This window comes from Alteromonas sp. ASW11-130 (genome assembly GCF_026183735.1).
In the GTDB taxonomy this organism is placed as follows: Bacteria; Pseudomonadota; Gammaproteobacteria; order Enterobacterales; family Alteromonadaceae; genus Alteromonas.
Map to the genome: position 1 here is coordinate 1 of NZ_JAPFRE010000033.1, position 1,030 is coordinate 1,030.

Genomic DNA, 1,030 nt, shown 5'->3' on the forward strand with positions numbered 1-1,030 from the left:
TTCATGACTGGGGTGAAGTCGTAACAAGGTAACCGTAGGGGAACCTGCGGTTGGATCACCTCCTTACCTTTAAGAATTGAACGTTACGCTTTTGATAAGTGCTCACACAGATTGTTTTGTTATTAATGAAGAACGACCATAGATGGGGCTATAGCTCAGCTGGGAGAGCGCCTGCCTTGCACGCAGGAGGTCAGCAGTTCGATCCTGCTTAGCTCCACCAGATCCTTGCTAGTGTGTCAGGATGATTTAGCACGAGATGCTGATAAGTCACTGATTGCGAGCATGAGGTTTGTAAATGGATACGATTTGAGGAGTGAGGAGGGAGCATACATAAGTATGTGACTGACGAGCGACGAAACAAAGTATGCAGTTACAGGACTCAGGCGAAGTAAGCAGGAGGCTTGTAGCTCAGCTGGTTAGAGCGCACCCCTGATAAGGGTGAGGTCGGCAGTTCAAGTCTGCCCAAGCCTACCAATTTCTTCCTTGCTTTTCGTTATCGAATTGCTCATGTGCAATGCGCACACTACGCAATACGATGCCTCAATCAAGAAAGAAATGCGCTAACGGAAATGGTCAAAGGAATAGGATCCTAATGAATATTTACTGAAATTTAGTAAGCATTGATTAGGGTTTTTTACCCTAAAGCGCGTAAAAGCGCGCCAATCGGCAAGTCCGATTGACGAAACATGTTCTTTAACAATTTGGAAAGCTGATATTAATAGTAATCAATCAAAATTGAGTAACTGAGAATAGAATATCGAAAGATGTTCTTTCAAAGCTTTATTCTACTTGACTTGAATTGCTTGTTATCAATTAAAGCGCTGAAAAGCGTGTCGATCGGCAAGTCCGATTGACAATATGATGACAAGGCAATTTCACGATTAGCTAGTCATCATGCAGCAGAGAGCAATCTCACCTAACCCTGGACAAAAAGGCGGGGTAGGCGGTTAATATCCATCCTTTTAGGTTGTCGCAACCTTTGGGTATTAACTAATAGCTATGGAATCTTATGAGTCATGTCAATAAGAGG

General features: G+C 43.3%; 2 tRNA genes and 1 rRNA gene. All 3 read left to right on the forward strand.

From position 1 onward, the window contains the following. Positions 1-66 (forward strand): 16S ribosomal RNA (locus OPS28_RS12360); the annotation flags it as partial. Between the two features lie 78 nt (positions 67-144). Continuing rightward, a tRNA-Ala gene (locus OPS28_RS12365) sits at positions 145-220 on the forward strand. A gap of 177 nt (positions 221-397) precedes the next feature. Beyond that, positions 398-474: transfer RNA gene (locus OPS28_RS12370), tRNA-Ile, on the forward strand. Positions 475-1,030: the final 556 nt, after the last annotated feature.